Raw genomic sequence first — 22,291 nt, 5'->3', positions numbered from 1 at the left:
CGCCGCTCGACGCGGCTCTGACCACGCTGCGCACCCGCCGATGCGCGCTACTAGGCTGACCACGAGCGATCACCCAGATCACAGTGACGAAGGAGACAGCGTGACCATCCGCGTAGGCGTCAACGGCTTCGGCCGAATCGGACGGAACTTCTTCCGGGCACTCGATGCGCAGAAGGCCCAGGGCAAGAACACCGACATCGAGATCGTCGCGGTCAACGACCTCACCGACAACGCGACGCTGGCCCACCTGCTGAAGTTCGACTCGATCCTGGGCCGGCTGCCCTACGACGTCAGCCTCAAGGGCGAGGACACCATCGTCGTCGGCGACCACGAGATCAAGGCCCTGGAGGTCAAGGAGGGCCCGGCGGCGCTGCCGTGGGGTGACCTGGGCGTCGACGTCGTCGTGGAATCGACCGGTATCTTCACCGCGCGCGCCAAGGCGCAAGGCCACCTGGACGCGGGCGCCAAGAAGGTCATCATCTCCGCACCGGCCAGCGACGAGGACATCACGATTGTGCTCGGCGTCAACGACGACAAGTACGACGGCAGCCAGAACATCATCTCCAACGCCTCGTGCACCACGAACTGCCTGGGCCCGCTGGCCAAGGTGCTCAACGACGAGTTCGGCATCGTCAAGGGCCTGATGACCACCATCCACGCCTACACGCAGGACCAGAACCTGCAGGACGGCCCGCACAAGGACCTGCGCCGCGCCCGCGCCGCGGCCATCAACATCGTGCCCACCTCGACCGGCGCCGCCAAGGCCATCGGCCTGGTGCTGCCCGAACTCAAGGGCAAGCTCGACGGCTACGCGCTGCGCGTGCCGATCCCCACGGGTTCGGTCACCGACCTGACCGCCGAGCTGAGCAAGTCGGCCACCGTCGACGAGATCAACGCCGCGATGAAGGCCGCCGCCGAGGGCCCGCTCAAGGGCATCCTGAAGTACTACGACGCGCCCATCGTCTCCAGTGACATCGTCACCGACCCGCACAGCTCGCTGTACGACGCCGGCCTGACCAAGGTCATCGACAACCAGGCCAAGGTCGTCTCCTGGTACGACAACGAGTGGGGCTACTCCAACCGGCTGGCGGACCTGGTCGCGCTCGTCGGCAAGTCGCTCTAACCGCGCGAGGCGGAGAAGAGGAAGCCGATGGCCGTCAAGACTCTCGACGATCTGCTGGCCGAGGGTGTCGAGGGTCGGGGCGTGCTGGTGCGCTCCGACCTCAACGTCCCTCTCGACGACGACGGCAAGGTCACCGACCCGGGCCGCATCATCGCCTCGGTGCCGACGCTGAAGGCGCTCTCGGATGCGGGCGCCAAGGTCGTCGTCGCCGCGCACCTCGGGCGGCCGAAGGGCGAGCCGGACCCGAAGTTCTCGCTGGCCCCGGTCGCGAAGGCGCTGGGGGAGAAGCTGGGCAGGCACGTCCAGCTCGCCGGCGACGTGGTCGGCACCGACGCCCTGGCGCGGGCCGAGGGGCTCACCGACGGTGACGTGCTGCTGCTGGAGAACGTGCGCTTCGACCCGCGGGAGACCAGCAAGGACGACGCGGAGCGCGGCAAGCTCGCCAAGGCCCTGGTCGAGTTGGTCGGCGAGGACGGGGCCTTCGTCTCCGACGGCTTCGGCGTGGTGCACCGCAAGCAGGCGTCGGTGTACGACGTCGCCTCGCTGCTGCCCCACTACGCCGGCACTCTGGTGGCCGCCGAGGTCAAGGTGCTGCAGCAGCTGACGAGTTCGACCGAGCGACCGTATGCCGTGGTGCTGGGCGGGTCGAAGGTATCGGACAAGTTGGCGGTCATCGAGAACCTGGCCACCAAGGCCGACAGCCTGGTCATCGGTGGCGGCATGTGCTTCACCTTCCTTGCCGCGCAGGGACTTTCGGTCGGGTCCTCGCTGCTGCAGGAGGAGATGGTCGACACCTGCCGCAAGCTGCTCGAGGACTACGGCGACGTCATCCACCTGCCGGTGGACATCGTCGTCGCCGCCGAGTTCGCCGCCGACTCGCCGCCAGAGACCGTGGCGGCCGACGCGATCCCCGACGGCAAGCTGGGCCTGGACATCGGCCCCGAGTCGGTCAAGCGCTTCACGGCGCTGCTGTCCAACGCCAAGACGGTGTTCTGGAACGGGCCCATGGGCGTGTTCGAGTTCCCCGCGTTCGCGGCGGGCACCAAGGGCGTGGCCGAGGCCATCATCGGCGCCACCGGCAAGGGGGCGTTCAGCGTCGTCGGTGGCGGCGACTCGGCCGCCGCGGTCCGCCAACTCGGGCTGCCCGAGGACGGCTTCTCCCACATCTCCACCGGCGGTGGCGCATCGCTGGAATACCTCGAGGGCAAGGAACTGCCCGGCATCAACGTCTTGGAGTCCTGACCCATGTCGAAAGCCGCACGCAAGCCCCTGATCGCCGGCAACTGGAAGATGAACCTCAACCACTTCGAGGCCATCGCCCTGGTGCAGAAGATCGCATTCTCCTTGCCGGACAAGTACTTCGACAAGGTCGACGTCACGGTGATCCCGCCGTTCACCGACCTGCGCAGCGTGCAGACGCTGGTCGACGGTGACAAGCTCCGGCTGACGTACGGCGCCCAGGACGTGAGCCGGCACGACGCCGGCGCTTACACCGGTGAGGTCAGCGGGGCGTTCCTGGCCAAGCTCGGCTGCACGTTCGCCGTCGTCGGGCACTCCGAGCGCCGCACCTACCACGGTGAGGACGACGCGCTGGTGGCGGCCAAGGCCGCTGCCGCGCTCAAGCATGGGCTCACCCCGATCGTGTGCATCGGCGAAGGCCTGGAGGTCCGCGAGGCGGGCAACCACGTCGCGCACTGCACCGGCCAGCTGAAGGGTTCGCTCGCGGGCCTGTCGGCCGAGCAGATCGCCAACGTCGTGATCGCCTACGAGCCGGTGTGGGCCATCGGCACCGGCCGGGTCGCCAGCGCCGCCGACGCGCAGGAAGTGTGCGCGGCCATCCGCGGCGAACTGGCCGAGCTGGCATCGGTGGACGTCGCGGCGGGGGTGCGGGTGCTCTACGGCGGATCGGTCAACGCCAAGAACGTCGGCGAGATCGTGGCGCAGGGCGACGTCGACGGCGCGCTCGTGGGCGGGGCCTCGCTCGACGGCGAGCAGTTCGCGATCCTGTCGGCCATCGCGGCGGGCGGGCCCCTGCCCTGAGCCGGCCGGTCGAACCGGTAGGCTGAGCGCCATGTTCCTGGCTCTGCAGATCACCCTCATCGTCACCAGCGTGTTGGTGGTGTTGCTGGTGTTGTTGCACCGCGCCAAGGGTGGCGGCCTGTCGACGCTGTTCGGTGGCGGCGTGCAGTCCAGCCTGTCGGGTTCGACCGTCGTGGAGAAGAACCTGGACCGGCTGACCTACTTCGTCACCGGCATCTGGCTGGTCTCGATCATCGGTGTCGCGCTGCAGATCAAGTACGGCGTCTGACGCCGTCGCGGGTCACCGCGGGGGCGGCCACTCGCCTGGCGACATTGGGCCCCAGTAGGGTCCGTCGCCGTCGTGGTGGGGTGACATGTCGTCGCGGTCCGGCCCCATCATCGGGCACCCGGCCACCGGTGCGCCGGGGCCCCGAACATCGCCAGGCCCCGAAGGGTGCCAGCCGGCCCACTCCTCGGCGCCGCGACCCACGATGAAGCCGGAGAAGTAGACCACCGCGACCACGAACGCCGCGCCGGCGACGATGCCCACCCACGCCAACGCGACGTGCAGGACGTTGCGTCGACTGCGCGCCCGGTCGTTCCGGGGCGGCACCACGATCTGCGGTGGCTCCGCGGGGACCTCCGGCGGCTCCGCGGGGATCTCCGGTGGCTCCGCGGGCGGGGCGCCCGACGGTGTCGTGTCTTCGGCCACGCGTCAGCCCTCCCGTGATCCGTCGCGGCTCAGCCGTGCAGGCGCAGCAGCGACAATCTGCGCCGATACTCGTCGTCGTCGATCTCGCCGCGGGCGAACCGGTCGGCGAGCACGCTTTCCGGCCCCTGGCGCACGTTGCCGGTCGGACCTTCGCCCGCCGTGCCGGATCCGCTCACGTACCGAATGGCCACCACCACGGCCGCGATGAGGGCCAGCAGCACGAGCACCATCAGCACGCTCATCAGGACCCACCCACCCCAGCTCCAGCCGTGGCCCCACATCCAGCCGTCTCCGCCCATCATCGAACCGTCCTTCCGCCGCCGTCGTCTGCCTGGTTCCAGGGTGCGACGAGCACCGGCACCCCCGTCTAGGGCAGATGGTCCCTGGTGGGGCGCCCGCGACCCACCTCGTTCTGCGTGCCGGCTGCCGGGTGCCGATAATCGAGGGATGCCCGACTCCACTGACGCCGTACTGGAACCCATCGGAGCGGTGCTGCGCACCCAGGTGGGCCGCGAGGCTACCGAGCCGATGCGTGAGGACATCCGCCTGCTGGGCGCGATCCTCGGTGACACCGTGCGCGAGCAGAACGGCGACGCCGTCTTCGACTTGGTCGAGCGGGCCCGCGTGGAATCGTTCCGGGTGCGGCGCTCCGAGATCGACCGTTCGGAACTCACCGAGCTGTTCCGCGACGTCGACGCGCAGACGGCCATTCCGGTGATCCGCGCCTTCACCCACTTCGCCCTGCTCGCCAACGTCGCCGAGGACATCCACCGCGAGCGGCGCCGCGCCCTGCACGTCGCCGCGGGCGAACCGCCCCAGCGCAGCAGCCTGGCCGCCACCTACCTGAAGCTCGAGGACGCCGACCTCGACTCGGCGACCGTCGCCGACGCCCTCGCCGGCGCCCTGGTGTCCCCGGTGATCACCGCGCACCCCACCGAGACGCGTCGTCGCACCATCTTCGACACGCAGCGGCGCATCACCGAGCTGATGCGGCTGCGGCTGCGCGGGCAGGACCGCGACGACGCCGGCCGCAGCATCGAGGTGGAGTTGCGCCGCCACATCCTGGTGCTGTGGCAGACGGCGCTGATCCGCTTGTCGCGCTTGAAGATCCAAGACGAGATCGAGACGGGGCTGCGCTACTACCCGGCGGCCTTCTTCGAGGTCATCCCGCGGGTCAACGCGGAGGTGCGCGCCGCGTTGCGGGCCCGTTGGCCCGAGGCCGACCTGCTGCGCGAGCCCATCCTGCGGCCGGGATCGTGGATCGGCGGTGACCGCGACGGCAACCCCAACGTGACCGCCGACGTGGTGCGGCTGGCCACCGGCAGCGCCGCCTACACGGCGTTCACGCACTACGTCGACGAACTGACGGCCCTCGAACGGGAGCTGTCGTTGTCGGGGCGCCTGGTGGCGGTCGACGACGTCATGTTGGCTCTGGCCGAGGCGAGCGCCGAACCGGCCGACGAGCCCTACCGCCGGGCGCTGCGCGCCATCCACGCCAGGCTGACCACCACGGCCGCCGAGATCCTGGATCGCCAACCCGAGCATGGGCTCGACCTGGGGGCGCCGCGGTACGAGACGCCCGCGGAGTTCCTCGCCGACCTCGACGTCATCGACGCCTCGCTGCGCGCGCACGGCAGCGCCGTGCTGGCCGACGACCGGCTGGCGCGCCTGCGGGAAGCCGTGCACGTGTTCGGTTTCCACCTCTCGGGCCTGGACCTGAGGCAGAACTCCGACGTGCACGAAGAGGTGGTCGCCGAGCTGCTGGCCTGGGCGGGGGTGCACCCCGACTATGCGAGCCTGCCCGAGGACCGGCGCGTCGAGGTCCTGACGGCCGAGCTGGCGACGCGGCGCCCCCTGGTCGCGCCCGACGCCGACCTCTCGGAGCTGGCCCGCAAGGAACTGGCCATCGTGACCGCCGCCGCCCGGGCGGTGCGCGTGTTCGGACCGCAGGCGGTGCCCAACTACGTCATCTCGATGTGCGAGTCGGTGTCCGACATGCTGGAGGCCGCGATCCTGCTGAAGGAGGCCGGGCTGCTCGACGGGGCGGGGGAGCACCCGCACTGCCCGGTGGGCATCGTGCCGCTGTTCGAGACCATCGACGACCTGCAGCGCGGCTCGGCGATCCTGGAGGCCGCCCTGGACCTGCCGCTGTACCGCGCACTGGTGGCGAGCCGTGCCGACCAGCAGGAGGTCATGCTCGGCTACTCCGACTCCAACAAGGACGGCGGCTATCTCGCCGCGAATTGGGCGCTCTACCGGGCCGAGCTGGACCTGGTGGAGACGGCCGCGAAGACCGGGATCCGGTTGCGGTTGTTCCACGGTCGCGGCGGCACCGTCGGCCGCGGCGGTGGCCCCAGTTACGACGCGATCCTGGCCCAGCCGCCCGGCGCCGTGCGCGGCTCCCTGCGGCTCACCGAGCAGGGCGAGATCATCGCCGCCAAGTACGCCGAGCCGCGGATCGCGCACCGCAACCTGGAGACGTTGCTGGCCGCCACGCTCGAGTCGACGCTGCTCGACACGGAGGGTCTGGGGGATCTCGCCGAACGGGCCTACGAGGTGCTCGACGACCTGGCCGCGCGGGCGCAACGCGCCTACGGCGACCTGGTGCACCGCACCGACGGTTTCGTCGACTACTTCAAGGCGTCCACGCCGGTCAGCGAGATCGGGGCGCTCAACATCGGCAGCAGGCCGACGTCGCGCAAGCCCACCACGTCGATCTCCGACCTGAGGGCCATCCCGTGGGTGCTGGCATGGAGTCAGTGCCGGGTGATGCTGCCGGGCTGGTTCGGCACCGGCACGGCCTTCGAGGAGTGGATCGGCACCGGTGACGATCGCGACGAGCGGCTGGCGGTGCTGCGCGACCTGTACGAGCGCTGGCCGTTCTTCCGCACCGTGCTCTCCAACATGGCGCAGGTCATGGCCAAGGCCGACATGGGCCTGGCCGCCCGCTACTCCGAGCTGGTCGCCGACGAGGCCCTGCGTCACCGGGTGTTCGATCAGATCGTCGACGAGTACCACCGCACCATCCGGATGCACGAGCTGATCACCGGGCACGACGACCTGCTGGCCGACAACCCCGCGCTGGCGCGTTCGGTGTTCAACCGCTTCCCGTACCTCGAGCCGCTCAACCACCTGCAGGTCGAGCTGCTGCGGCGCTACCGGTCGGGGGACGAGGACGAGAAGGTGCAGCGCGGCATCCTGCTGACCATGAGCGGGTTGGCGACCGCGCTGCGCAACAGCGGGTAGCCCGACCGGTTCAGCCCAGCAGGTCGGCGAAGTCGCGCGCGGCGGCGGCCATCGCCGCCGTGAACGCCGGGCTGCCGGTGTGGCCCGCGTCGTCGACGAGGGTCAGTCGCGCGGCGGGCCACGCCTTGGCCAGCTGCCAGGCGGTGCGCGCCGGGCAGCCGAGGTCACGGCGGCCGTGCACCATGCGGCCGGGCAGGTCCGCGATGGCGGGCATCCCGGCGAGCAGCTGTCCGTCTCGTAGCCACGCCTGGTTGCCGAAGAAGTGCGCGCACAACCGGACGAACGCCACCAGGTCGGCCCCGGCGCGGCGGCCGTAGCTGCCCGGTGCGCCCGCGGTCTCGTGGGCGATCACGGCGTCCTCCCACGCCACCCAGTCCGCCGCGGCGCGCTCGCGCACTGCCGGGTCGGGGTCTGCGACCAGGCTGCCGTAGGCCGCCAGCAGGTCACCTACGGCGGAGCCGTCGGATCCGCCCGCACCCGCGACGAAGGCCTCCCACTCCCGCGGCAGCAGTCGCCCCACTCCGCGGTAGAGCCAGTCGATCTCGTCGGGTGTCGTGGTGGTGACCGCGACCAGGAACAGGCCGCTGACGCGCTGCGGATGGGTCTGCGCGTACGCCAGTGCCAACGTCGATCCCCAGGATCCGCCGTACACCAGCCACCGCTCGACGCCCAGGTGCTCGCGCAGCCGTTCGATGTCGGCGATCAGGTGCCAGGTGGTGTTGGCGTCGAGCCCCACCGCCGGGTCCGACACGTGCGGCACGCTGTCACCGCAACCCCGCTGGTCGAACGTGATGGTGCGAAACACGTTCTGATCGAACAACTTCCGGTGTCCACGCACCCGTCCGCCGCCCGGACCGCCGTGCAGGCACACCACCGGGACGCCCTCGGGGTTGCCGTCCTGCACCCAGAACACGCGCTGGCCATCGCCGACGTCCAGCGGAGGCATGCGAGCGACGCTACCCGAGACGCCCGAGACGGTGGGCTGGCAGCGCACGTCGATCCGCTCGCGGTGTGGTGGCCGGACCGTCGGCCGGTCAGCGGTGGCGCGCCGACGTGATCGCCTGGCGCCGGAACGCGTCCGGAGGCATGCCCATGACCCGTTTGAACGCGACGCTCAACGCGCTCTCGGAGCCGTAGCCGACGGCCTTGGCGATGGCGGCGAGCGGTTCGTCGGTCCTCCGCAACCGGTCTGCGGCCACCTCCATCCGCCAGGCGGTCAGGTACTCCAGCGGTCCAGATCCGACGGCGTGGGTGAAACGGGCCGCAAGCGTGGAGCGTGACACCGCGGCCCGCGACGCGAGCCCCGCCACCGTCCAACGCCGCTCTGGGGATTGGTGGATGGCCGAGATCGCCTGCGCCACGACCGGGTCGCGCAATCCCGCCAGCCAGCCGGAGGTCGGCGCCGCGGCGTCCCGCAGGTGGGTTCGCAGCACCCGCGCGAGCATTGCCGTCGCGAGGCTCTCGGCGATGACGTCGGATCCGGGCGCGGGATCGTGCAGTTCCCGGTCGATGGCCTCCACGAGCGCCCTGACCGGCCGCGACTCCGGCTTGGCCGCCGGGAGGTAGACGAGGGGCGGAAGGCGTTGCAGCAGCAGCGCGTCGGCGCGGGAGGTGAAGTCGAAGTGTCCGCCGAGCACGCTCACCTCGGGCACGTCGGACGGCTCGCCGACATGGGCCGGGACTGCCCCCGTGACACCGGCGAAGATCTCGGACGCCGGTCGCACGATCGCGGCGGGGTCGGTGAACAGCAGGAACGGCAGCCGTGCCGGAAGCAGGAAGCAGTCGCCCTCCGACACGGTGACGGTGGCATCGCCGACCCGCACCCCGCATCGCCCGCGCATCACGGCGTTGAACTTCACGCCGGTGGGGGCGTCGAAGGCGACCGCCCACGGTCCGTTGCCGGTGATCCCGGCCGTGACGTGCGCGGTGACACCGGTCAGCCGCAACACGTCCGAGAGCGGGTCCACGCCGACAGTCTGGACGATCGCTAAAGAAAAGTCGACCCTCAGGGATTCTCCGTCCACCGCGGCGGTCATATGTTGGCGGTATGACGCACACATCCCTGCCCTACGACGCTCGCACCACGGCCGCAGACGTCCTCGAGGACGTCGACCTGACGGGCCACCGGTTCCTGGTGACCGGTGGCGGCTCGGGGATCGGGGCCGAGATCACCCGATCGCTGGCCCGGGCCGGCGCGGACGTGGTCGTCGGTGTCCGAAACCCTCGGCGCGTCGACGACGACCTGACGGGAGCCCTGGCATCACGCGTGCACCTCGAACGACTGGACCTCGACGACACGAGCGCCGTGGCCGCCTTCGCCGCCGCGTGGCGCGGACGGCTCGACGCGCTCATCGCCAACGCCGGGATCATGGCCTTCCCCTACCGGCAAGTCGACTCCTCGGGATGGGAACATCACCTGTCGGTGAACTTCCTGGCCCACTTCGTCCTCGCGCACGGCCTGCGCGCCGCGCTGTCCGAGGGCGGGGGCGGCAGGCTCGTCGTGGTGTCGTCGGGTGCCCACCGCGACGCGGGCATCGACGTCGACGACCCGCAGTTCCAACGGCGTCCCTACGACCGCTGGGTCGCCTACGCACAGTCCAAGACCGCCGACATCCTGTTCGCCGCCGAGGCCGCCCGGAGGTGGGCCGACGACGGCATCGTCGCCAATTCGCTGAACCCGGGCTGGGTCATGACCGGCCTGCAGCGTCATCTCGACGGCGACACGTTGCGGGACATGGGCGCGATCGACGACGCCGGGAACGTGATTCCGCAGCCGTATTCGAAGACCCTCGCCGAAGGTGCCGCTCCCAGCGTGCTGCTCGCCGCCTCGCCGCTCACGGCGCAGGTGACCGGAAGGTACTTCGAGGACAATCAACCCGCCGCCGTCGATGCCGCGGGGCCGGGCGGGCTCGCTCCGCATGCCGCGGATCATGCTGCTGCGGAATGGCTTTGGGACCTGGCCACCCTGTCGGGGCAACTGCCCCGGTGACCGTCCCGGTGATCAAGCCCGGCAGCCGGCGCCGGTTACCTCACCGGACACCGCGTCGCGACGCTACCGGCCGGTGGACTTCCGGAACACGCTCACCGCGCCGCGCACCACGTTCTCCGTGACCGTCAGCGGCGCGATCACCGATTCACCGACGCCGACGATGCGCTCCACGCGGTCGACGATGACCTCGAGCCGCTCCACCACGGCGATCAACCGCGGCGCCAATTCGTCGATCCGCGTGATGGTCTCGTTGAAGCGGGCCAACGTGGTGTCCAACCCGGTGGTGGACCGGTCCAGATCGTCGAGCGTCTGTCCCAGGCCGGTGAGCAGCGCATCGACCTGCTCCACGGTCACGTCGGCGTTCAAGGCGGCCTGGGTCAAGGTCTTGAGCCGCTGCCGGCCACCACCGTTGTCGCGCCGACCGGTGCCCCTGTCCGCCATCCGTCGAGTATGCGCCGAGCTAGAGCTTGGCCGCGGCGGCTTCGTCGAGAAGCCACACGGTGGCGTCGGTGCCCACCGCACCGGCTGCGGGCACGTCGACCGGTGCCGCGCCGCCCACCGCCGCCGCGACGGCGTCGGCCTTCTCCTCGCCCGCCACCACGAACCACACCTCGCGCGACCGCGTCACGGCAGGAAGCGTCAGCGTGACGCGACGCGGAGGCGGCTTGGGGGAGTCGGTCACCGCGACCACCGTCCGCTGCGTCTCACGCACCGCCGCGGTGTCGGGGAACAACGAGTTCACGTGACCCTCGCCGCCCATCCCCAACAGGTGCACGTCGAAGCGCGGCGTCGGCTCGCCGTCGGGGGCCAACTCGGCCAGCACCGCCGCGTACCCCGCGGCCGCGGCCTCGATGTCGTCACCGAACTCACCGTCGCTGGCGGCGATGGCGTGGATGTGCGAATCCGGGATCCACAGGTCGTCCAGCAGCGCCTCGCGCGCCTGCTTCTCGTTGCGCTCGTCGTCGTCGGCGGGCACGAAGCGCTCGTCGCCGAAGTAGACGTGCACCTTGCTCCAGTCGACGTCGGCCGCATGATCCTCGACGCGCGCCAGCAGCTTCACACCGGTGCCGCCGCCGGTGAGCACCACGTGCGCGACGCCGCGGGCCTCCACGGCCGCGGCGATGGTGCGCACCAGGCGGTGCCCGGCGGCCGCCGTCAGGTGCTCGGCGTCGGCGTACTTCTCGATCTCGACCTCAGACATACGTCACCTTGTCCATGCCCTGCAGGGCGGCTTGATAGATCTCGTCGGCGTCCAGGCGACGCATGTCCTCGGCCAGGCAGTCGCGGGTCTCCCTGCGCGCCAACGGCACCAACGCCTCCGGCTTGCCGGTGCGCGACAGCGTCGCCGTGATGCCCTCCTGGGGCCTGGCCAGCGTGATGGTCTCGCTGGCACGCACCAACTCGACCTTGAGGTCCCCGACGGCGCGCGTCACGGGACCGTCGATGCGGCTGGCCAGCCACCCGGCCAGCACGTCGAGGGCGGGCTCGGACTGCAAACCCGACACCAGCGCCGACTCGATCTTCTCGAACGGACCCTGATCCAGCGCCGACGTCAGCAGCGCCCGCCAGTACGTGATGCGGCTCCACGCCAGATCGGTGTCGCCGGGGGTGTAACCGGCGAGCCGACCCTTGATGGACTCCAGCGGGTCGACGCCGTTGGTGGCGTCGGTGATGCGGCGAATAGCCAACTGGCCCAATGGGTCCTGCGCGGGGACGGGCGGCGCCACGTCCGGCCACCACGTCACCACGGGGGTGTCCGGCAGCAGGAACGGCGTGACGACGCTGCTGGCGTGGTTGGCCAGCGGACCCGACAGGCGCAGCACCACCACCTCGTTGGCGCCCGCGTCCCGGCCCACCCGCAGCTGCGCGTCCAGCCGGGCCTCGTTGGCCAACCGGTCGCCCGGGCTCACCACGATCACCCGACACGGATGCTCGCGGCTGGCGGCGTTCGCGGCGTCGATGGACTCCTCGAGCACCGCCTCGGTGTCGGGGGCGATCACCAGCGTGAGCACGCGGCCCAGCGTGATGGCCCCGCCCTCCTCGCGCAGTGCGACGATCTTCTTGTTGATGGCCCCGGTGCTGGTGTCCGGCAGATCGACGATCATCGTTAGGGTCGCCTCCATTCCCGGCCGCTGCGCCGCAACATCTCGAACGCCGACTCCGGACCCCAGCCACCGGACTCGTAGGGCTCCGGCTTGCCCTGGCTGGCCCAGTGCTCCAGCGCGGGATCGAGGATCTTCCAGGACAATTCGACTTCCTCGTTGACGGGGAAGAGTGACGGCACGCCCAGCAACACGTCGAGGATCAGGCGTTCGTAGGCCTCGGGGGACTCCTCGGCGAACGCCGAACCGTAGGAGAAGTCCATGCTGACGTCGCGGACCTCCATGTTGTTGCCGGGCACCTTCGAGCCGAACCGCAACGTGATGCCCTCGTCGGGCTGCACCCGGATCACCAGGGCGTTCTGCCCCAGCTCCTCGGTCATGGTCGCGTCGAACGGCAGGTGCGGCGCCCGCTTGAAGATCAGCGCGATCTCGGTGACCCTGCGGCCCAACCGCTTTCCGGTGCGCAGGTAGAACGGCACCCCCGCCCAGCGGCGCGTGTCCACGTCGACGGTGATGGCCGCGAAGGTCTCGGTGGTCGAGGTCTTGGAGAACCCCTCCTCGTCGAGCAGGCCCACCACCTTCTCGCCGCCCTGCCAGCCGGCCGCGTACTGCCCGCGTGCCGTGGTCTCGTCCAGCGGCTCGGCGAGCGTGCTGGCCGAGAGCACCTTGATCTTCTCGGCCTGCAGTTCGTGCGGGGAGAAGCTCAGCGGCTCCTCCATCGCCGTGAGCGCCAGCAGCTGCATCAGGTGGTTCTGGATGACGTCGCGCGCGGCGCCGACGCCGTCGTAGTACCCGCCGCGGCCGCCGAGGCCGATGTCCTCGGCCATGGTGATCTGCACGCTGTCGACGTAATGCGAGTTCCAGATGGGCTCGAACATCTCGTTGGCGAAGCGCAGCGCCAACAGGTTCTGCACCGTCTCCTTGCCCAGGTAGTGGTCGATGCGGAACACCGACGACTCCGGGAACACGCTGTTGACCACCGCGTTGAGTTCCTCGGCGCTCTTCAGGTCGTGGCCGAACGGCTTCTCGATGACGACGCGCGACCAGCATCCGTCGGGCTTGTTGGCCAGCCCCGACTTCGACAGCTGCTCGCAGACCACCGGGAACGCGTTCGGGGGGATCGACAGGTAGAACGCGTGGTTGCCGCCGGTACCGCGCTCGTCGTCGAGCGTGTGCAGGGTGTCCTTGAGCCGGGCGAAGGCCTCGTCGTCGTCGAACGTGCCCTGCACGAACCGGAAGCCTTCGGCCAACCGGTCCCACACCTCTTGGCGGAACGGCGTGCGCGCGTGCTGCTTGACGGCGTCGTAGACGACCTTCGCGAAGTCCTCGTCGGCCCAGTCGCGGCGCGCGAAACCGATCAGCGCGAACGTGGGCGGCAGCAGGCCGCGGTTGGCCAGGTCGTAGATCGCCGGCATCAGCTTCTTGCGGGCCAGGTCGCCCGTCACGCCGAAGATCACCACCGCGCACGGGCCCGCGATGCGGGGCATGCGCTTGTCACGCTTGTCCCGCAGCGGGTTCACCCAGTCCGCGGGCATGTTCGCGCAGTCGGTCATCAGCGGCTAGGACTTCTTCTCGTCCAACTGCTGCTGCGTGGCCTCGAGGAGTTCGCCCCACGCCTTCTCGAACTTCTCGACGCCCTCGTTCTCCAGCACCAGGAACACGTCGGTGAGGTCGATGCCGACGCCCGCGACCGCGTCGAAGACCTGCTGCGCCGCCGCACCGGTACCCGAGACGGTGTCGCCGGTGATCTCGCCGTGGTCGGCGACGGCCTCGAGCGTCTTCTCCGGCATGGTGTTCACGGTGTTGGGGGCGACCAGCTCCGTCACGTACAGGGTGTCGGAGTAGTCCGGGTTCTTCACGCCGGTCGAGGCCCACAGCACGCGCTGCGCGCGGGCACCGTCACCCTTGAGGGCGGCGAACCGCTCCCCGCCGAAGACCTCCTCGTAGGCGGCGTAGGCCAGCCGGGAGTTCGCCACTCCTGCCTTGCCGCGCAGGCCCAGCGCCTCGTCCGACCCGATCTTCTCCAGGCGCGCGTCGATCTCGGTGTCCACGCGGGAGACGAAGAACGAGGCGACGGAGTGGATCTTGGACAGGTCGTGACCCGCCTCCTTCGCCTTCTCCAGACCGGCAAGGTAGGCGTCCATCACCGCGCGGTGGCGCTCGACCGAGAAGATCAGCGTCACGTTGACCGAGATGCCCTCGGCGATCACCGCGGTGATGGCGGGCAGGCCTGCCTTGGTGGCCGGGATCTTGATGAGCAGGTTCGGCCGGTTGACGATCTTCCACAGCTCGATGGCCTGCAGGATCGTCTTGTCGGTGTCGTGGGCCAGCCGCGGGTCCACCTCGATGGACACCCGGCCGTCGACGCCGCCTGTGGACTCGTAGACCTTGGCGAACAGGTCACACGCGTTGCGCACGTCGTCGGTGGTGACGGTGCGGATGGTGGCGTCGACGTCGGCGCCGCGCTCGGCGAGTTCCGCGATCTGCCCGTCGTAGGCGTCGCCCTTGGACAACGCCGCCTGGAAGATCGACGGGTTGGTGGTGACGCCCACGACGCTGCGGGTGTTGATCAGCTCCGTCAGATTGCCCGACTGCAACCGGTCGCGGGACAGGTCGTCGAGCCATACGGAGACACCCGCGGCGCTCAGCGCCGCCAGGTTGGGGTTCTGCGCCATTGTCGCTCCTCGAAATCGTGTGTTCGTCAGTTGTCCATCGATCGTTCCGCGGCGGCCACCACGGCCTCGGGCGTGAAGCCGAACTCGCGGAACAACGTCTTGTCGTCGGCCGACTCGCCGTAGTGCTCGATCGAGATGATCTCGCCGGTGTCGCCGACCAGCTTGTGCCAGCTCTGCGCGATGCCGGCCTCGACGGCGACGCGGGCGGACACCTCGGGGGGCAGCACGCTGTCGCGGTACTCCTTGGGCTGGCTCTCGAACCACTCGACGCACGGCATGGACACCACGTAGGCGACGATGTCCTTCTCCGCCAACTGCTTTCGCGCCTCCACCGCAAGCTGCAGCTCGGACCCGGTGGCGATGATGATGACGTCGGCGTCGTCGGCCGGGTTGCCGCCGCCCAGGACGTAGCCGCCCTTGGCGACGCCGTCGGCGTCGGTGCCCTCCAGGACGGGGATGCCCTGGCGGGTGAGGATGAAACCGACCGGCCCGGAGCCGTTGCCGCGGGCGAGGATGCTACGCCACGCGTAGGCGGTCTCGTTGGGGTCGCCGGGACGTACCACCGACAGGTTCGGGATGGCGCGCAGCGCCGACAGGTGCTCGATGGGCTGGTGGGTGGGGCCGTCCTCGCCGAGGCCGATCGAGTCGTGCGTCCAGACGTAGATGGTGTCGATGTCCATCAGCGAGGCCAACCGCACCGCCGGCCGCATGTAGTCCGAGAACTGCAGGAACGTGCCACCGAACGCCCGCGTGGGGCCGTGCAGCACGATGCCGGACAGGATGGCGCCCATGGCGTGTTCGCGGATGCCGAAGTGCAGCACCCGCCCGTACGGGCTGGCGGTGAAGTCCGAGGTGGAGATCGACGGCGGGCCGAACGAGTCGACGCCCTTGATCGTGGTGTTGTTGCTGCCCGCCAGGTCGGCCGAACCGCCCCACAGCTCGGGCAGCTTGGGGGCGACGTCGTTGAGCACCTGGCCGAACGCGGCGCGCGTGGCGACGGGCTTGCTGCCGGGCTCCCAGTGCGTGATGTCGGCGTCCCAGCCCTCGGGCAGCTCCTCGGCGGTGAGCCGGTCGAGCAGCTTCTTGCGCTCGGGCTCGCGCTCGGCCCACGCGTCGAAGCCGGTCTGCCACTTCTCGTGGGCCTCGCGCCCGCGGTCGACGAGCTTGCGGGTGTGCTCGATGACCTCGGGGCGCACCTCGAACGTCTTGTCCGGGTCGAAGCCCAGCACCTTCTTGACCGCGGCCACCTCGTCGTCGCCGAGCGCCGAACCGTGCACGCCGCCGGTGTTCATCTTCGTCGGCGCGGGATAGCCGATGATCGTGCGCACCGAGATGAACGACGGCTTGTCGGTCACCTTCTTGGCCTCTTCGATGGCCGCTTCGATGCCGGCGACGTTCTCGCCGCCCTCGATCTCCTGCACGTGCCAGCCGTAGGCGCGGTAGCGGTCGGCGACGTTCTCGCTCAGCGCGATGTCGGTGTCGTGCTCGATGGAGATGTGGTTCTTGTCGTAGAACACGATGAGGTTGCCGAGCTGCTGGGTGCCCGCCAGCGACGACGCCTCGCTGGTGACGCCTTCCTCGATGTCACCGTCGGAGGCGATGACGTAGATGAAGTGGTCGAACGGGCTGGTGCCCGGCGCGGCGTCGGGATCGAACAGGCCGCGCTCGAAACGCGCCGCCATGGCCATGCCGACGGACGACGCCAGGCCCTGGCCCAGCGGGCCGGTGGTGATCTCGACGCCCTTGGTGTGCCGGAACTCGGGGTGCCCCGGGGTCTTGGACTTCCAGGTGCGCAGCGCCTCGATGTCCTCCAGCTCCAAACCGAAACCGCCCAAGTAGAGCTGCAGGTACAGCGTCAGGCTGGAATGCCCGCACGACAGGATGAAACGGTCGCGGCCCAGCCAGTGCACGTCGCTCGGATCGTGGCGCATCTGGCGCTGGAACAACGTGTAGGCCAGCGGGGCCAAGCTCATCGCGGTGCCCGGGTGGCCGTTGCCGACCTTCTGCACGGCATCGGCGGCGAGGACGCGGACGGTGTCCACGGCGACGGAGTCGAGATCCGTCCAATCGTCGGGGTGGTGGGGCTGGGTGAGTGCGGAAATCTCTTCCACGGTGGTCACGAACTCACTCCTCCTGGTCGCAAAGTCAGACTCCCTCACCCTAGTGCTCAACGCTTCGGTCCTGCAGGACGCATCCCCTCGTGAACATCGGTTCACCTGCCGGACACCGCGAAGCGACCCTGCGATGTGGTGATCCGACCCCGGCGGTCTACCATCGTCCGTAGTAGAAGCTGTGCGCTGCCGCGGAACATCGAGGAGTCAACTGCGTGAGCATTCGCGAGCGCCGTCTCGTCGGACATTCCGGCAGTGGATCGGCGGACAAGCCCGCGGGCGGCCGGATCCGTTCCACGCTGCTGGCGTACGTGGGCCTCACCAAGCCCCGCGTCATCGAGCTGCTGCTCGTCACCGCCATTCCCGCGATGCTGCTGGCCGACCGCGGCACGGTCGACCCGCTGCTCATCCTGAACACGCTGATCGGCGGCATGCTGGCCGCCGCGGGCGCGAACACCCTCAACTGCGTCGCCGACGCCGACATCGACAAGGTCATGAAGCGCACGGCGCTGCGGCCACTGGCCCGCGCGACGGTGCCGACGCGGCACGCGCTGATCTTCGGCCTGGTGCTGTCGGTGGCGTCGTTCTTCTGGCTGTGGTGGTCGTCGAACCTGCTGTCCGGGCTGCTCGCCGTGGCCACCATCGCGTTCTACGTCTTCGTCTACACGCTGCTGCTCAAGCGGCGGACGTCGCAGAACGTGGTGTGGGGCGGCGCTGCGGGCTGTATGCCGGTGATGATCGGGTGGTCGGCGGTGACCGGGACCATCCAGTGGCCCGCGCTGGTGATGTTCCTGGTGATCTTCTTCTGGACGCCGCCGCACACGTGGGCGCTCGCCATGCGCTACAAGGACGATTACAAGGCCGCCGGCGTGCCGATGCTGCCCGCCGTGGCGACCGAGCGCGAGGTCACCCGGCAGATCCTCATCTACACCTGGCTGACCGTGCTGGCGACGCTCGGGCTGGCGCTGGCCGCGGGTTGGCTGTACGCCGCCGTCGCCGCGCTGGCCGGCGCCTGGTTCCTGCTGATGGCCCACCAGCTCTACCGGGGCGTCAAGAAGGGCCAGCCGGTCAAGCCGCTGCGGCTGTTCCTGCAGTCCAACAACTATCTGGCCGTGGTGTTCTGCGCCCTGGCCGTGGACTCCGCGCTGGCGCTGCCGACGCTCCTGCACTGACGGCGTCGCCGGCCGTCGAACCGGGGCGTTCAGTCCCAGCCGCCGCCGCGCCCCCGCTTGGTGACGCCGCGGCGCTTCTTCTGCGCGATCCGGCGCTCCTGAGAACCGCGCGTCGGCCTGGTGGGCCGCCGCATCGGCGGGGGCGGGGCGGCGGCGTCCCGCAGCAGGCGCGCCATGCGTTCCCGGGCCGCGGCCCGATTCTGCAGTTGCGCGCGATGCTCACTGGCGACGACCACCAGCACACCACCGGTCAACCGGCTCTTGAGCCGACACAGCATCCGGTGGCGCAGGTGCTGCGGCACCGACGGCGAGTGCGCCACGTCGAAGGACAGCTCGACGCGACTGTCGGCGGTGTTCACGCCCTGACCGCCGGGCCCCGACGACCGCGAGAACCGTTCCCGCAGCTCGGACGCCGGCACCACCAGCGTCCGAGTCACGGGCAGATCGGCTGTCATCGGCGCATCATCAGGGCACCAGCACCACCGAACCCACGGTCCGGCGGCCCTGCAGGTCGGTGTGCGCCCGCGTGGCCTCCGCCAGCGGATAGCGCTCGCTGACGGTCACGGACAACGTGCCGGTGGCGATGGCGTCGAGCAGCTCGCCGGCCCGCCAGGAGAACTCGTCGGGCACCCCGGCGTAGTGCGCCAGGGTGGGGCGAGTCAGGAACAGCGATCCGGCGGCGTTGAGGCGTTGCGGGTCGAACGGCGGCACCGGGCCGCTGGATGCGCCGAACAGCGCCAGGGTGCCGCGCAGCGCGAGGCTGTGCAGGCTCGCCTCGAACGTCGACGCGCCCACGCCGTCGTACACCGCGGCGACGCCGACGCCGCCGGTGAGGTCGCGCACCCGTGCGCCGAACGCCTTGGCGCCCTCGTCACCCTCGCCGGGGTAGTCCAGCACCTCGACGGCACCCGCCTGGCGGGACAACTCGGCCTTCTCCGGGGTCGACACCGTCGTGATGACCTTCACGGCCATGCTGGTGGCCCACTGGGTCAAGATCAGGCCCACGCCGCCTGCGCCGGCGTGCACCAGCACCGCGTCGCCCTGCTGCACGGGGTAGACCGACTTGATCAGGTAGTGCGCCGTCATGCCCTTGAGCAGTGCCGACGCCGCGACTTCGGCGGACACCGCGTCGGGGACGTAGGCCACGAAGTCCGCGGGCGCCAGGCAGTACTCCGCGTAGGCCCCGTCGGCCTGGGCGGTCACCACGCGATCCCCGACGGTCAGGGCGGCGACGTCGTCGCCGACGGCTGCGACCGTGCCGCACACCTCGGTGCCGACGACGAACGGCAGCTGCCGCGGGTACAGCCCCGACCGGAAGTAGGTGTCGATGAAGTTGACGCCGATGGCCTCGGCCTTGATGAGCACCTGGCCGGGCCCGGGGGAGGGCCGTTCCTTCTCGACGCGGGTGAGGACTTCGGGACCGCCGGTCTCGGCGACTTCGATGGCGTACATGCCTCCTATCATGCAGGCGTGAAACTCGCGCGGCCCGAACTGCACCACCCACGGATCGTCTTCGCAGGTTGTCCGGCCCTCGTCGAGGGCGACGGCGACGACGCCGGCCTGGTCGCGGCGCTGCGCGCGCGCGGCCTGCACGCGCGCTGGCGGTCGTGGGACGACCCCGAGACCGAGCGCGCCGACGTCGTGATCCTGCGCGCCACGTGGGACTACACGGAGCGGCTCGACGAGTTCCTGGCCTGGACGCGACGGGTGCGCAACCTGATCAACGCGCCGGACGTCGTGGCGTGGAACTCCGACAAGCGCTACCTCGCCGATCTCGCCGCGGCCGGCGTGCCGACGGTGCCGAGCGCCTTCTACGCGCCCGGTGAGACGGTCGAGGTGCCGGCGGGTGAGGTGGTGGTCAAGCCCGCCGTGGGCGCGGGATCGGTCGGTGCGCAACGCTTCACCGACCCCGACGACGCCCGCAGGCACGCGTCGGCGCTGCAGGCGGCGGGCCGCACCGTGCTGGTGCAGCCCTACGATCGGCGCATCGAGGCCGGGGAGACGGCCATGGTGTTCCTGGGCGGTGAGCCGTCGCACGCGTTCACCAAGGGGCCCATGCTGCCCCCGCCGGGGAGCGCCGCCGCGATGGACGCCTCGGGCACCTTCGCCGAGGAGACGTTGCGGCCGGCGGACCCGGACTTCGAGATGTGGGACGTCGGCCACGCGGCGCTGCGGGCGGCCGCGGCACGCCTGCACGTGCGTCCCGCCGACTTCCTGTATGCGCGGGTCGACGTGATCGGGGAGCGTGACGACCCGCGGCTGCTCGAGCTGGAACTCGTCGAGCCGTCACTGGGGTGGCGTCAGCTCGACGAGGAGACCCGCGACCGGCAGCAGCGCCAGTTCACGCTGTGTCTGGAATCAGCCCTTGACCGGCTCGGGCAGGGGCCGCTGGCCCGCTGAGGCGGGCACCCGCGGGCGCGTCGCGGCCCACAGTGCCGCGGTGGCCGCCGTGCAGGCGGCGGCACCCGCGACGTGGACGGCCACCAGCACGGCGGGCACGCCGGTGAAGAACTGGACGGCGCCCACCAGTCCCTGCGCCACCACCAGGGCGGCCAGCACGCCGAGGCGGATCAGCACCGGGCGCGGCGCGCGCACGGCCACCAGGGCGAATCCCAGCGCCACGACCAGCGACAGATAGCCCACCAGCAGCGTCGAGTGCGCGTGGACGAGGGTGAGGATCTCCACTTCGAGGCGCGGCACGGGCCGCTCGATGCTCTTGTCGCCGGCGTGCGGGCCCGCGCCGGTGACCATCGTGCCGGTGACCAGGACGGCCGACAGCGCGACGCCCACCAGGGCGACGAGCCAGCGCAGCGGCTGCGGCACGGCGGGCGTCACGACCCCGCCCTCGGCTCCGCCGACCGTGATCTGATCGTCGGCTCCGCCGACCGTGCCCTTACCGTCGGGTTCGCCCACCTTCACGTACAGCAGCACCGCCAGCCACACCATCGCCATCGACACCAGCAGGTGGATCGCCACCGTCCACCACAGCAGCCCGGTGAGCACCGTGATGCCGCCGATGACGGCCTGCGCGACGGTCGAGGCCGGCATCAACCAGGCGTAGACCAGTACCTCGCGCCTGCGGCGCGCGCGGGTCACGGCCAGCACGGCTGCGGCGGCGGTCAGCACGACCAGGAACGTCAGCAGCCGGTTGCCGAACTCGACGGCCTGGTGCACGACGGGCACCTCGGCGTGGGGAACGGGCACGAAGCTGCCGGGGAAGCATTGCGGCCACGTGGGGCAGCCGAGGCCGGACGCGGTGACGCGCACGATGGCGCCGGTGACCGCGATGCCGCCCTGCGTGAGGATGACGGCGAACGCGATGAGGCGCTGCACGCGCAGGCTGGGCATCGGCAGCACGTCGACGGCCCTGGTGAACACGCGTCCGACGACCACGCCCCGATGGTAGTGGAACCGAAACTACGCCTCGTAGTAGGGGTTGGTGGGGCGCCGGTCAACACCAGATCGCGATGCGCCTGCCCCGGGTGTCGAGCTGGGTCCGCTCCGGCACGCCGAAGGCCCGGCCCGCGGCGATCCGCGCGGCGCTCCACGCGACGGCCGCGGCGTCCAGCACGTCGTCGGCGGGCACGGCCGCCGCGGCACCCAGGTCTTCGGGCACGTCGATGCCCGCCGCCGCCAGCACCCGCAGCCGGGCACGCTGGCCGCGCCAGGTCTTCTTCGAGCCGTCGTCGGCGGTGAGCCCGAGTTCTGCGAACGACAGCTCGGGGTGCACCTCCCACAGGGCGGCGCCGTCGTCGTACAGGGCGTTGGCCTCGAGCAGCTTGCGGCGCAACCCCCACGCCTGGATGCTCATGCCCTTGCCCGTCAGCTCCTTGCTCAGCGCGGACGCCTCGGCGTGGCTGGCGGCCTGCCAGCACGGCGCTGGAGGAATCACGAAGATGCTCGAGCGGCGTCTGCCCAGGAGGCGTTGTGCTGCGGCGTCCGTGTCGCGGACGCCGCGGTCCACCAACCCCAGCGGCATGTCCACGCCGACGGCGGCCGCACCGGGCACTCCGGCGACCACGTCGGCGAGTGCGTCGCCGACGTGCGCGCCGACGAACGCGCCTTCGCACAACTCGACGCCCACCCAGCCGCCACGGTAGGCGTCGATGCCGAGGACGCTCGTCACGGCGGTGAGATCCGTC

22 protein-coding genes are annotated in these 22,291 nt (G+C 70.5%); 8 read left to right on the top strand and 14 right to left on the bottom strand.

From position 1 onward, the window contains the following. Positions 1–100 precede the first annotated feature (100 nt). Genes gap through secG form a run of 4 tightly spaced genes read left to right on the top strand, consistent with a single transcriptional unit; the run spans position 101 to position 3,431 of the window. Complete coding sequence (gene gap, locus AC30CM_RS17655; protein ID WP_490118198.1) at positions 101–1,123, top strand: type I glyceraldehyde-3-phosphate dehydrogenase; 1,023 nt, start codon at positions 101–103, stop codon at positions 1,121–1,123. A gap of 27 nt (positions 1,124–1,150) precedes the next feature. After that, positions 1,151–2,365: a phosphoglycerate kinase gene (locus AC30CM_RS17650; RefSeq protein WP_490118197.1), complete on the top strand. Its 1,215-nt coding sequence runs from the start codon at positions 1,151–1,153 to the stop codon at positions 2,363–2,365. A gap of 3 nt (positions 2,366–2,368) precedes the next feature. Next, complete coding sequence (gene tpiA / locus AC30CM_RS17645) at positions 2,369–3,163, top strand: triose-phosphate isomerase (RefSeq protein ID WP_490118196.1); 795 nt, start codon at positions 2,369–2,371, stop codon at positions 3,161–3,163. A 31-nt stretch (positions 3,164–3,194) separates the two neighbouring features. Continuing rightward, positions 3,195–3,431 carry a preprotein translocase subunit SecG gene (secG, locus tag AC30CM_RS17640; RefSeq protein ID WP_490118195.1) on the top strand — a complete coding sequence of 79 codons (237 nt, stop codon included), beginning with the start codon at positions 3,195–3,197 and terminating at the stop codon, positions 3,429–3,431. Positions 3,432–3,443: 12 nt separating this feature from the next. On the opposite strand, the gene AC30CM_RS17635 is transcribed toward secG, so the two are convergent. Together AC30CM_RS17635 and AC30CM_RS17630 are read right to left on the bottom strand one after the other, a co-directional pair. Continuing rightward, positions 3,444–3,854, bottom strand: a complete 411-nt coding sequence (locus AC30CM_RS17635) for a hypothetical protein (RefSeq protein WP_490118194.1) — start codon at positions 3,852–3,854, stop codon at positions 3,444–3,446. A 29-nt stretch (positions 3,855–3,883) separates the two neighbouring features. Next, entirely contained in the window at positions 3,884–4,156 is a 273-nt protein-coding gene (locus AC30CM_RS17630; protein WP_490118193.1) for an SHOCT domain-containing protein, read from the bottom strand. Between the two features lie 145 nt (positions 4,157–4,301). Here AC30CM_RS17630 and ppc point away from each other — a divergent pair, with 145 nt between their 5' ends. Beyond that, positions 4,302–7,100 carry a phosphoenolpyruvate carboxylase gene (gene ppc / locus AC30CM_RS17625; RefSeq protein ID WP_490118192.1) on the top strand — a complete coding sequence of 933 codons (2,799 nt, stop codon included), beginning with the start codon at positions 4,302–4,304 and terminating at the stop codon, positions 7,098–7,100. Positions 7,101–7,110: 10 nt separating this feature from the next. Here the strand turns inward: ppc and pip are convergent, their stop codons facing one another. Both pip and AC30CM_RS17615 read right to left on the bottom strand, forming a co-directional pair. Continuing rightward, the gene (gene pip / locus AC30CM_RS17620) at positions 7,111–8,046 is read right to left on the bottom strand and encodes a prolyl aminopeptidase (protein WP_490118191.1); all 936 of its coding nucleotides are present in this window, start codon (positions 8,044–8,046) and stop codon (positions 7,111–7,113) included. A gap of 88 nt (positions 8,047–8,134) precedes the next feature. Beyond that, positions 8,135–9,067: an AraC family transcriptional regulator gene (locus tag AC30CM_RS17615; RefSeq protein WP_490118190.1), complete on the bottom strand. Its 933-nt coding sequence runs from the start codon at positions 9,065–9,067 to the stop codon at positions 8,135–8,137. Between the two features lie 80 nt (positions 9,068–9,147). Here AC30CM_RS17615 and AC30CM_RS17610 point away from each other — a divergent pair, with 80 nt between their 5' ends. Further along, positions 9,148–10,089: an SDR family NAD(P)-dependent oxidoreductase gene (locus AC30CM_RS17610; RefSeq protein WP_490118189.1), complete on the top strand. Its 942-nt coding sequence runs from the start codon at positions 9,148–9,150 to the stop codon at positions 10,087–10,089. Between the two features lie 63 nt (positions 10,090–10,152). Here AC30CM_RS17610 and AC30CM_RS17605 read toward each other — a convergent pair whose 3' ends face one another. From AC30CM_RS17605 to tkt, 6 genes are read right to left on the bottom strand one after another with little or no spacing between them, the layout of a single operon-like run. After that, positions 10,153–10,530: an ATPase gene (locus tag AC30CM_RS17605; RefSeq protein ID WP_490118188.1), complete on the bottom strand. Its 378-nt coding sequence runs from the start codon at positions 10,528–10,530 to the stop codon at positions 10,153–10,155. Positions 10,531–10,549: 19 nt separating this feature from the next. Then, positions 10,550–11,290: a 6-phosphogluconolactonase gene (pgl, locus tag AC30CM_RS17600; RefSeq protein WP_490118187.1), complete on the bottom strand. Its 741-nt coding sequence runs from the start codon at positions 11,288–11,290 to the stop codon at positions 10,550–10,552. After that, positions 11,283–12,194 carry a glucose-6-phosphate dehydrogenase assembly protein OpcA gene (gene opcA, locus AC30CM_RS17595; protein WP_490118186.1) on the bottom strand — a complete coding sequence of 304 codons (912 nt, stop codon included), beginning with the start codon at positions 12,192–12,194 and terminating at the stop codon, positions 11,283–11,285. The genes pgl and opcA overlap by 8 nt, the downstream gene beginning before the upstream one ends. 2 nt (positions 12,195–12,196) lie before the next feature. Then, positions 12,197–13,726 carry a glucose-6-phosphate dehydrogenase gene (gene zwf / locus AC30CM_RS17590; protein WP_490118216.1) on the bottom strand — a complete coding sequence of 510 codons (1,530 nt, stop codon included), beginning with the start codon at positions 13,724–13,726 and terminating at the stop codon, positions 12,197–12,199. Positions 13,727–13,750: 24 nt separating this feature from the next. After that, positions 13,751–14,866 (bottom strand): transaldolase, encoded by a 1,116-nt coding sequence (gene tal, locus AC30CM_RS17585; protein ID WP_490118185.1) that lies wholly within the window; start codon positions 14,864–14,866, stop codon positions 13,751–13,753. Between the two features lie 26 nt (positions 14,867–14,892). Further along, the gene (gene tkt, locus AC30CM_RS17580; protein WP_490118184.1) at positions 14,893–16,986 is read right to left on the bottom strand and encodes a transketolase; all 2,094 of its coding nucleotides are present in this window, start codon (positions 16,984–16,986) and stop codon (positions 14,893–14,895) included. Between the two features lie 212 nt (positions 16,987–17,198). Here tkt and AC30CM_RS17575 point away from each other — a divergent pair, with 212 nt between their 5' ends. Further along, a complete protein-coding gene (locus AC30CM_RS17575; protein WP_490118215.1) occupies positions 17,199–18,149 on the top strand; it encodes a heme o synthase in 951 nt (316 codons plus the stop codon). A gap of 29 nt (positions 18,150–18,178) precedes the next feature. Here the strand turns inward: AC30CM_RS17575 and arfB are convergent, their stop codons facing one another. Together arfB and AC30CM_RS17565 are read right to left on the bottom strand one after the other, a co-directional pair. Then, entirely contained in the window at positions 18,179–18,604 is a 426-nt protein-coding gene (gene arfB / locus AC30CM_RS17570; protein WP_490118183.1) for an alternative ribosome rescue aminoacyl-tRNA hydrolase ArfB, read from the bottom strand. A gap of 10 nt (positions 18,605–18,614) precedes the next feature. Further along, complete coding sequence (locus AC30CM_RS17565) at positions 18,615–19,601, bottom strand: quinone oxidoreductase family protein (protein WP_490118182.1); 987 nt, start codon at positions 19,599–19,601, stop codon at positions 18,615–18,617. A gap of 18 nt (positions 19,602–19,619) precedes the next feature. Here AC30CM_RS17565 and AC30CM_RS17560 point away from each other — a divergent pair, with 18 nt between their 5' ends. Then, entirely contained in the window at positions 19,620–20,549 is a 930-nt protein-coding gene (locus AC30CM_RS17560; RefSeq protein WP_490118181.1) for an ATP-grasp domain-containing protein, read from the top strand. On the opposite strand, the gene AC30CM_RS17555 is transcribed toward AC30CM_RS17560, so the two are convergent. Both AC30CM_RS17555 and AC30CM_RS17550 read right to left on the bottom strand, forming a co-directional pair. After that, the gene (locus tag AC30CM_RS17555; RefSeq protein WP_490118180.1) at positions 20,508–21,542 is read right to left on the bottom strand and encodes a COX15/CtaA family protein; all 1,035 of its coding nucleotides are present in this window, start codon (positions 21,540–21,542) and stop codon (positions 20,508–20,510) included. The genes AC30CM_RS17560 and AC30CM_RS17555 overlap by 42 nt on opposite strands. A 58-nt stretch (positions 21,543–21,600) precedes the next feature. Beyond that, complete coding sequence (locus AC30CM_RS17550; protein ID WP_490118179.1) at positions 21,601–22,275, bottom strand: DUF429 domain-containing protein; 675 nt, start codon at positions 22,273–22,275, stop codon at positions 21,601–21,603. Positions 22,276–22,291: the final 16 nt, after the last annotated feature.

It is taken from the genome of Mycobacterium sp. DHQP2018-32-09 (assembly GCF_058148405.1).
This window is presented reverse-complemented; position numbering and strand designations above follow the sequence as displayed.

What these genes read in the sequence shown, in the direction of transcription:
- AC30CM_RS17650 (WP_490118197.1), top strand. Translation starts at nt 1,151, where the DNA reads ATGGCCGTCAAGACTCTCGACGATCTGCTGGCCGAGGGTGTCGAGGGT.
- AC30CM_RS17605 (WP_490118188.1), bottom strand. Translation starts at nt 10,530, where the DNA reads ATGGCGGACAGGGGCACCGGTCGGCGCGACAACGGTGGTGGCCGGCAG.
- AC30CM_RS17610 (WP_490118189.1), top strand. Translation starts at nt 9,148, where the DNA reads ATGACGCACACATCCCTGCCCTACGACGCTCGCACCACGGCCGCAGAC.
- opcA (WP_490118186.1), bottom strand. Translation starts at nt 12,194, where the DNA reads ATGATCGTCGATCTGCCGGACACCAGCACCGGGGCCATCAACAAGAAG.
- pgl (WP_490118187.1), bottom strand. Translation starts at nt 11,290, where the DNA reads ATGTCTGAGGTCGAGATCGAGAAGTACGCCGACGCCGAGCACCTGACG.
- tal (WP_490118185.1), bottom strand. Translation starts at nt 14,866, where the DNA reads ATGGCGCAGAACCCCAACCTGGCGGCGCTGAGCGCCGCGGGTGTCTCC.
- tpiA (WP_490118196.1), top strand. Translation starts at nt 2,369, where the DNA reads ATGTCGAAAGCCGCACGCAAGCCCCTGATCGCCGGCAACTGGAAGATG.
- secG (WP_490118195.1), top strand. Translation starts at nt 3,195, where the DNA reads ATGTTCCTGGCTCTGCAGATCACCCTCATCGTCACCAGCGTGTTGGTG.
- pip (WP_490118191.1), bottom strand. Translation starts at nt 8,046, where the DNA reads ATGCCTCCGCTGGACGTCGGCGATGGCCAGCGCGTGTTCTGGGTGCAG.
- AC30CM_RS17630 (WP_490118193.1), bottom strand. Translation starts at nt 4,156, where the DNA reads ATGATGGGCGGAGACGGCTGGATGTGGGGCCACGGCTGGAGCTGGGGT.
- zwf (WP_490118216.1), bottom strand. Translation starts at nt 13,726, where the DNA reads ATGCCCGCGGACTGGGTGAACCCGCTGCGGGACAAGCGTGACAAGCGC.
- AC30CM_RS17565 (WP_490118182.1), bottom strand. Translation starts at nt 19,601, where the DNA reads ATGTACGCCATCGAAGTCGCCGAGACCGGCGGTCCCGAAGTCCTCACC.
- ppc (WP_490118192.1), top strand. Translation starts at nt 4,302, where the DNA reads ATGCCCGACTCCACTGACGCCGTACTGGAACCCATCGGAGCGGTGCTG.
- arfB (WP_490118183.1), bottom strand. Translation starts at nt 18,604, where the DNA reads ATGACAGCCGATCTGCCCGTGACTCGGACGCTGGTGGTGCCGGCGTCC.